This window comes from Methanobrevibacter sp. (genome assembly GCF_045116495.1).
Taxonomy (GTDB): domain Archaea; phylum Methanobacteriota; class Methanobacteria; order Methanobacteriales; family Methanobacteriaceae; genus Methanocatella.
On sequence record NZ_JBGULU010000032.1, the window covers coordinates 1 to 7,403 of the forward strand.

Below are 7,403 nucleotides of genomic sequence, written 5' to 3' on the forward strand. Positions count from 1 at the left end.
TTGTTAAAGACAAAGAGACTTTGGCAAGGTTAGGTGAAATCAAACCTCGCGTAACAAATGCGCCAGTAGCTATTGTTCTTGTTGCAAATATTGAAAGGGCGTTTTATAAAACCGTATGGCAACAGGATATGGGTGCTGCTGCTGAAAATATGTTGCTTGAAGCAGTTAACTTGGGTTTAGGTGGTCTTTGGAATGGAGTTGCACCTGAAAAAGAAAGGATGGCAAAAATTGGTGAAATTATTGGAATTGATGACATTAGCGAAACCAAACCTTATTGTATAATAACATTGGGCTATCCTGCTGAAGGCTGGGAAAACAAATTCATGGATAAATTCGATAAAGAGAGAATTCATTATGAAAAATACTGAAAATGATTTTAAAAGCATCATTGACAGACAGGGCACAAATTCTCTAAAATGGGATTATTTTGATGATGATTTGCCTATGTGGGTAGCTGACATGGATTTTAAAGTAGCTCCAGCTATCCAAAAGGCAATACAAAAAAGGGCAAGCCATCCGATATATGGCTACACTATAGTTCCGGATGAATTGTTTGAGGCATATATTAATTGGTGGGATAAGAGATATGATTTAAAAATGTCAAAAGAGGAAATGCTTTACTCAATAGGAGTAATGCCTTCCATATCTTCAATGATTAGGTGCTTAACTGATGTTGGTGATGAAATTTTAATTCAGACCCCGGTTTACCATGTATTTTTCTATGTCATTGAAGATAATAATCGCAGGGTTCTTGAAAATCAGTTGATATATGAAAATGGTGAATACATAATCGATTTTGATGATTTGGATGAAAAATTATCCAAAGTTAAATTAATGATTTTGTGCAATCCTCATAATCCTATTGGTAAGATATGGTCATCTGAGGAATTGGATAAGATTGAAAAATTGTGCAAAAAGCATGATGTTGTTTTAATTTCTGATGAAATTCATTGTGATTTGACAGATCCTCATGTTAAATACAATCCGTTTAAATCATCTGATAATGTTATAAGATGTTTATCACCTTCAAAATCATTTAATATTGCGGGTTTTCAAAGTTCCATTGTTCAAACAACAAATTCTGAACTTCTGGAAAAAATAAAAACCCAAATGCATATTGACAATTCTGATTCATGCAATGTATTTGCCGCAACTGCAGTAATTTCAGCATATGACGATTCTGAGGATTGGCTTGAAGAGCTAAGGGAGGAATTATATAAAAATAAACAGATTGTCAAGGATTATTTGGCCGAGGAACTGCCGATTGTCAAATTGGTTGGCTGTGATGCGACATACCTGTTGTGGTTGGATTGTTCTGCATTGAATGTTCCTTCTAAGGTATTGTCTGGATTTTTAAGAACAAACCAGGGACTATTTTTATCTGCAGGAATAGACTTTGGTGTGAATGGTGACAATTTCTTGAGGATGAATATAGCATGCCCTCAGGAATTATTGGAAGATGGTTTAAGAAGGCTGAAGGCAGGCATTATTGCATTGAATACAATTAAAGGATGGTAAATGGAATTTAAGTAGTTATTTGTCGATAAAATCCTGAATCAGCCAGTCTGAAATGCTGATGTCTGAGTTGTATCTGATTATTTCATCTTTTTTAAACCAGTTGGCCTTAAGTATTTCATCGCCGTCTACCTTGATGTCTCCGGATTCGTATTCTGCGGTAAATGCCAGCATCAATGAATTTGGAAATGGCCATGATTGGCTGCGCTGATACTTCAGGTTTTTGATTTTGATGCCTACTTCCTCTAGAACTTCTCTGTGAACTGCTTCTTCAATGCTTTCGCCGGGTTCTACAAAGCCTGCTATCAAGGCATATCGGATATTGTCATGGTAGCTGTGTTTGGCCATCAGCAATTCATCATCCTTTCTGATGGCTACAATAATTGCAGGAGCGATGCGAGGATAGTGCACTTGACCACAACTTGGGCATTTTAACATCATGTCCTTTTCATCTAATTGTGTTTTGGTTCCGCATCTTCCACAAAACCTGTGTGATATATACCAATCTCTGACCAGTACAGCTTTTCCCGCAATATGATATAGGTCTGGATTGAATTCATAGACTTCCCTTAAATCATAACCATTTTTAAAATCTGCATTAACTACAAAACAATTTTTGGAGTTATATTTTCCAATAAACAAACAGAATTCAATGTCAAATTCATCAAGCGTTTTTGGCAATTCTTTTTTTGGAGTTAAAAATAATTCTCTGTTATCATTAAAAACAAACAGGTAATCTTCGAAGTCCGGTTTAAGATTATCGCTAAAAGCGATTTGATAATTTTCATAAAGGGATTTTTCAATCATATAATTAAATTTAGTTTTAAGTTATATAATTTTAGTAGGTTTTATATTAATTAAAAACTAATAATTATATTGGTGATATTAAATGGTATCTGAAAAAATGGAAAAAGCTTTAAATGGACAATTAAATGCTGAAGTTTACTCAGGATATTTGTATTTATCCATGGCAGCTTACTTTGAAGATGAAGATTTAGCAGGATTTGCTAACTGGATGAGAGTACAAGCAGAAGAAGAATTAGAACATGGAATGAAATTCTATGACTACATTATAAGAAGAGGAGCTTCTGTAACCTTGACTGAAATTGAAGGCCCACAAACCGAATGGGATTCTCCAGTAGCAGCATTCGAACATGTACTCGAACATGAAAAAAAGGTTTCCGGTCTTATTGACGATTTAGTCAACTTAGCTATTGAAGAAAAAGACCATGCAACCAACAACTTCCTTCAATGGTTTGTTGAAGAACAAGTCGAAGAAGAAGAAAATGCAATGGAATTAGTCGCAAAAATAAAACTCGCTGACGGCGACAACAGATTAATTTACGAATTGAACAAAGAATTAGGTGCACGTTCACCTTCAGAAGACTAGATTTCATCTAGTCTCAACTTATTTTTTTGGTGTTTTCAATGAACTGTCCGGAAGGTCCGACCAGCGAAGCTCAGGTGGATTCTACAAGATATGAATCAAAATTGATAGGAGAAAATGATTTAGGCAGCGTGCATATTCACGGTCCTTTTGGAGATGCGAAATCGGATGTGAAAATAGCTTATCTGATAGGAATGCATCCCCTGGAAAGCAAATCTCACAGGGCATTGTTCGAGAAACTGACTTCAAAAGATGATTTGCAATATTGCTATTATATCTACAACATCAATGTCAACGATAAAGCAAGCGAATCCGAAGGCAGAAATGAAGGACAGCTTTTGGCTAGGGAATTCGTTTGCGGGGATATTATAGATAAAAAATATGACTTGTTTTTGGATATTCACTCAAACCGGGGTGCACACGGACCTGGGGACTATAAGATAACCAATTTTGTTTTTGCTCCGGGTTTTGATGAGGAATCTTCAGGATATATGAATGAAATCATTGATGCCATTGATGGGGTCATTTATTATGCTCCGGAATTCAGATCAAGTCCGCCATTCATTACTGAACCGACTGCAAAGGCAGGAATTCCAACATTGGTCTATGAGTGCTATTCTTATGAGCCGATGGACTTGACATTGGAACTGGCATTAAAACTTGTCAGCTGTGTGGACAAATTAAATTTTAAATAGTTGTTGAATAATATATAATTTCATGGTCAGCACTAGAAGGCGAGTTTTCTATTTAATTATTATAATTTTGACATTTATTGATATCCTATTTTTGGGATATTCAGCATTCTTTTCTGTTTCTTCAACGTTCAGATACAGTGCAATCGCTTATGATTTGATTATATGTATTATCCTATGGGCGGAATTCATTTACAGCTATAGGCATAGCAAAAACAAAAAAAAGTACTTAAAGGATAATTCATTTAGTATTTTAGGAATGTTTCCTATAGATTTTGTATTTTTAAGGGCATTGAGACTGGTCAAGCTTGTTCAGTTAATTAAATTATATGTATTGGCCCGTGAAACAACAGGAAATATTTCCAAATTTTTAAAACATACTCTTTTGGATAAGATTATTTTCATAGCTATCATGTTTATTTTCATAATTACGGTTTCAATTCGTCTGTTGGATCCTGCTATCAATGACATTCCTACTGCAATCTGGTTTATAGTCGTTTCCATGACAAGTACAGGTTACGGGGATGTTGTTCCGGTTTCACATTCTGGAAGACTCATAGGAATCATTGCAATGATTGGAGGGATTCTGATTTTCGCCACAGTTACAGCAGCAATCTCTACATTATACATGTCCAAAATATCCAGGCATCACCATGACAATCTTGAGTCAAAAATTGATGATTTAAGCAGTGAAATTGAAAGACTGAACAAGAAAATTGACGAGCTTGAAAAGTAAAGTTCCAAAAAAATATGAAAAGTTTTATTATACTTCTTTTACAAAAATATTAAAGGTAAATATTATTACGGATGTGAAAAGATGATTATAAAAGCACCTTCAAGAATACATATGTCCCTTATTGACTTAAACGGGTCATATAGAAGAGTCGATGGTGGAATTGGTCTAGCATTGGCTGACCCACAATTTGTATTGGAAGTCGAGCAGATAGAAAGCGGAATTGAACTTGAATTTGCAGACACCGTTACAGATGAAGAAGCTATTTTAGAATGTAGGGAAAAAATTCCCGATGCGGCAAAAAGAACTATTGAACATTTTGATATTGATGCCGGTTTTAAATTTATTGTTCACGAAACCTATCCTCCACACTCAGGATTCGGTAGCGGAACCCAGATTGCAGTTTCAACAGCTCACCTGATAACTGAAACAATGGGAATTGAAATTGAAAGCAGAGAATTAAGTTCAATTGTCGGAAGGGGTGGAACCTCCGGTATTGGAACATACACTCACGATTTGGGTGGATTTATCCTTGATGGAGGACACAGCAAAGAGGAAAAACCTTTGTTCCTGCCGTCAGGCGCATCCAAGGCAAAACCTGCTACCCTGATTGCAAGATATGATTTCCCGGAAGAATGGAATATCTTAATTGCCATTCCTGAAATTGAAAAGCACGTGGAAGGGGATGATGAAGTGGATGTATTCCAAACATACTGTCCTATTCCAAAAGAGGAAGTTGAACAGGTATCTCACCTTATCTTAATGAATCTTGTTCCGTTCATGCTTGAAAAGGATATTAAAAACTTTGGATGGGCTGTAAGTGAACTTCAAAAAGTTGGTTTCAACAAGCTTGAACACTCACTTGATTCAAGCTACCTGCCTACAATGAAAGCTATTGAAGATGCCGGAGCATATGGTGTAGGTATTTCATCATTCGGTCCTGTACTTTACACATTTTTCGATGAATCAAATGAATTCATTGTAGAGAAAACCAAGGAAATCGTTGGTGAAAACGGTACTGTGTTTGTAACCAAAGCACAAAATCACGGATTTGTTATTGAAAAATAACATTTCTTATCTTCTTTTTTTATGAAAATTAATTCTAAAATCTTATTGTACATATTAGTGTTATCAACACTTGGGATTAACACTCCACTTAGTATTGTTGGCATTATTTCACAAATTTCAACATTTTTCAATACTTCAATTGCCATTTCAGGATTGTATGTAAGTTCATTCACATTTACAATAGCTATTTGCGGATTATTCATGCCTGCATTGTTTTCCAGGTTTGAGAGAAAAACAACGTTCCTGTCAATATTGGGCATTTTTGCCGTTTCCAATCTGGTCATTGTATTTTCCGGCAATCTGTATGTGTCTTCATTTTTCAGGATTCTCTCTGCAGTGTTTTATCCCGCATTCATTTCGATTGCCCTGACTGTCTGTGAAGAGATTGCGCCTGAAGGAGAAAAACAGGATTACATTACAAAAATATTGCTTGGAATATCTGTCGGAAGCATTGTCGGCCTTCCAATAACGACAGGTCTTGGAACAATATTCGGATATCAGATTGCAATGTTTTGGATATTTGCAATTAACTTTTTAACACTGGTTCTGATACTGGTATTTTTCCCAAGAATTCCCGGAAAATCAAAATCATTTGAACTTCCGATTTCTGATTTGAAATCAAAGGAGTTTGTCTTGGCGTCACTGGGTATAATCATGATGCCGATTGGTGCAAGCATTGTCTATAATTACATGCCATATTTTCTCCAGACAGTAAGCCATATCTATACCTATAAATTAAGCATTCTTCTTTTCATATATGGAATCGTTTCAATTTTTGGAACCTGGATTGGGGGAAAACTGATAGTTTACAGGGATAAGGCTACATTGATGATTTTTCAGGTAGTATGTGCAGCAGTATTTGTACTCTTCTATATGTTTGCTGATTATCTGATTCCTGTTTTGATACTCTTTATGATATTCGGCATTTTGGATGGAATGGGCTATAATCTCATTCAGTATATTGAAGCATCAGTATTGCCTGATGATCCAGAAATTGCAAACGGAGTATTTTTAAGTATTTTAAATGGTGGAATAGCTATTGGTATTGCTATAGGAGGGTTTTTGGTTAATGATTTTGGTGTGATGTCAATATTTGTCGGTGGTCTTATATTTTTAATATTGGCATTTTTCATGCTTTTTTACTGCATATATGTTTTGAAAATTAGTTTAAAATATAGTTGAGAAGTTAGATGTTGAATCTAACTTCTGGTGTGGTGTTTAAATTTCGAATCCGCCGTCTGCTTTTATGATTTGACCGTCGATGAATGCAGAGTCATCACTTGCCAGGAACAGTGCAAGATGTGCAATGTCTTCAGGTTGACCGCATCTTTTAACAGGACATTGGTCAATCATTTGTTGCAATGCTGCAGGTCCTCCGATACTGTCTACCATTGCAGTGTGGATAAGTCCAGGTGCAATACCGTTACATCTGATTTCAGGCCCTAATTCCCATGCCATGGATCTGGTTAATCCCATCATTGCGTGTTTACTGTCAACATATGCTGCAAATCCGTGGTGTGCTCCGAATGATGCTACAGAACAGGTGTTGACAATTGTTCCTTTTCCTTTTTCTTTCATTACAGGTGCAACGAGCTGTGTTAAAACTAATGCTGAGGTGACATTAACGTTAAACACTTTTGTCCATTCATCGACGGTTACATCCATTAATGGGGACATTGAAAGTACTCCTGCATTGTTGAACAGAACGTCAATGGTTCCGTATTCTTCCATTGTTGCTTCAAATACTTTTGGCACTTCATCAAGGTTTGCCATATCAACGATTACATAGATGGCTTCACCGCCTGCTGCTTTAATGTCGTCAACAACGGCTTTTGCTCTTTCTTCGTTTCTTCCTGTTACAACAACTTTTGCCCCTTCAGCTGCGAATAATTTTGCTGAGTCTCTACCCATACCGGATGTTGCTCCGGTTACGATTGCTACTTTACCTTCTAGTTTTCCCATTTTATCACCTTTTTTTCAACACCATGAAAAAGCCATGATGTTTATG

10 protein-coding genes are annotated in these 7,403 nt (G+C 36.1%); 7 read left to right on the forward strand and 3 right to left on the reverse strand.

What is annotated here, in order from left to right; translation table 11 throughout:
* Together ACJMLH_RS01435 and ACJMLH_RS01440 are read left to right on the forward strand one after the other, a co-directional pair.
* A partial coding sequence (locus tag ACJMLH_RS01435; protein WP_405274156.1) for a nitroreductase family protein occupies positions 1-368 on the forward strand: 368 nt, incomplete at its 5' end.
* Positions 355-1,518, forward strand: coding sequence for a MalY/PatB family protein (locus ACJMLH_RS01440; protein ID WP_405274157.1), 1,164 nt, complete (start codon positions 355-357; stop codon positions 1,516-1,518). The genes ACJMLH_RS01435 and ACJMLH_RS01440, both read left to right, overlap by 14 nt.
* Positions 1,519-1,533: 15 nt before the next feature.
* Here the strand turns inward: ACJMLH_RS01440 and nudC are convergent, their stop codons facing one another.
* Positions 1,534-2,322: an NAD(+) diphosphatase gene (nudC, locus tag ACJMLH_RS01445; RefSeq protein ID WP_405274158.1), complete on the reverse strand. Its 789-nt coding sequence runs from the start codon at positions 2,320-2,322 to the stop codon at positions 1,534-1,536.
* An 82-nt stretch (positions 2,323-2,404) separates the two neighbouring features.
* Between nudC and ACJMLH_RS01450 the strand changes: the two genes are divergently transcribed.
* The 4 genes from ACJMLH_RS01450 to ACJMLH_RS01465 all read left to right on the forward strand — a co-directional run bounded on the left by ACJMLH_RS01450 (position 2,405) and on the right by ACJMLH_RS01465 (position 5,395).
* A complete protein-coding gene (locus tag ACJMLH_RS01450; RefSeq protein ID WP_405274159.1) occupies positions 2,405-2,905 on the forward strand; it encodes a ferritin in 501 nt (166 codons plus the stop codon).
* A gap of 38 nt (positions 2,906-2,943) precedes the next feature.
* On the forward strand, positions 2,944-3,597 hold the full coding sequence (locus ACJMLH_RS01455) for an adhesin (protein WP_405274160.1): 654 nt from the start codon (positions 2,944-2,946) through the stop codon (positions 3,595-3,597).
* Positions 3,598-3,619: 22 nt separating this feature from the next.
* The gene (locus ACJMLH_RS01460) at positions 3,620-4,330 is read left to right on the forward strand and encodes an ion channel (protein ID WP_405274161.1); all 711 of its coding nucleotides are present in this window, start codon (positions 3,620-3,622) and stop codon (positions 4,328-4,330) included.
* An 81-nt stretch (positions 4,331-4,411) separates the two neighbouring features.
* Complete coding sequence (locus ACJMLH_RS01465) at positions 4,412-5,395, forward strand: beta-ribofuranosylaminobenzene 5'-phosphate synthase (RefSeq protein WP_405274162.1); 984 nt, start codon at positions 4,412-4,414, stop codon at positions 5,393-5,395.
* Here ACJMLH_RS01465 and ACJMLH_RS01470 read toward each other — a convergent pair.
* Positions 5,371-5,598 (reverse strand): hypothetical protein, encoded by a 228-nt coding sequence (locus ACJMLH_RS01470; protein WP_405274165.1) that lies wholly within the window; start codon positions 5,596-5,598, stop codon positions 5,371-5,373. The two genes, ACJMLH_RS01465 and ACJMLH_RS01470, sit on opposite strands and share 25 nt — an antisense overlap.
* On the opposite strand from ACJMLH_RS01470, the gene ACJMLH_RS01475 reads away from it, so the two are divergent.
* The gene (locus ACJMLH_RS01475) at positions 5,510-6,577 is read left to right on the forward strand and encodes an MFS transporter (RefSeq protein WP_405274164.1); all 1,068 of its coding nucleotides are present in this window, start codon (positions 5,510-5,512) and stop codon (positions 6,575-6,577) included. The two genes, ACJMLH_RS01470 and ACJMLH_RS01475, sit on opposite strands and share 89 nt — an antisense overlap.
* 36 nt (positions 6,578-6,613) lie before the next feature.
* On the opposite strand, the gene ACJMLH_RS01480 is transcribed toward ACJMLH_RS01475, so the two are convergent.
* Positions 6,614-7,357 (reverse strand): SDR family NAD(P)-dependent oxidoreductase, encoded by a 744-nt coding sequence (locus tag ACJMLH_RS01480; protein WP_405274163.1) that lies wholly within the window; start codon positions 7,355-7,357, stop codon positions 6,614-6,616.
* Between the last annotated feature and the right edge of the window lie 46 nt (positions 7,358-7,403).

Bases quoted from the DNA above. Each gene is read 5' to 3' on its own strand.
- ACJMLH_RS01440 (WP_405274157.1), top strand. From the start codon at position 355: ATGAAAAATACTGAAAATGATTTTAAAAGCATCATTGACAGACAGGGC.
- nudC (WP_405274158.1), bottom strand. From the start codon at position 2,322: ATGATTGAAAAATCCCTTTATGAAAATTATCAAATCGCTTTTAGCGAT.
- ACJMLH_RS01450 (WP_405274159.1), top strand. From the start codon at position 2,405: ATGGTATCTGAAAAAATGGAAAAAGCTTTAAATGGACAATTAAATGCT.
- ACJMLH_RS01455 (WP_405274160.1), top strand. From the start codon at position 2,944: ATGAACTGTCCGGAAGGTCCGACCAGCGAAGCTCAGGTGGATTCTACA.
- ACJMLH_RS01460 (WP_405274161.1), top strand. From the start codon at position 3,620: ATGGTCAGCACTAGAAGGCGAGTTTTCTATTTAATTATTATAATTTTG.
- ACJMLH_RS01465 (WP_405274162.1), top strand. From the start codon at position 4,412: ATGATTATAAAAGCACCTTCAAGAATACATATGTCCCTTATTGACTTA.
- ACJMLH_RS01470 (WP_405274165.1), bottom strand. From the start codon at position 5,598: ATGAATAATCCGCAAATAGCTATTGTAAATGTGAATGAACTTACATAC.
- ACJMLH_RS01480 (WP_405274163.1), bottom strand. From the start codon at position 7,357: ATGGGAAAACTAGAAGGTAAAGTAGCAATCGTAACCGGAGCAACATCC.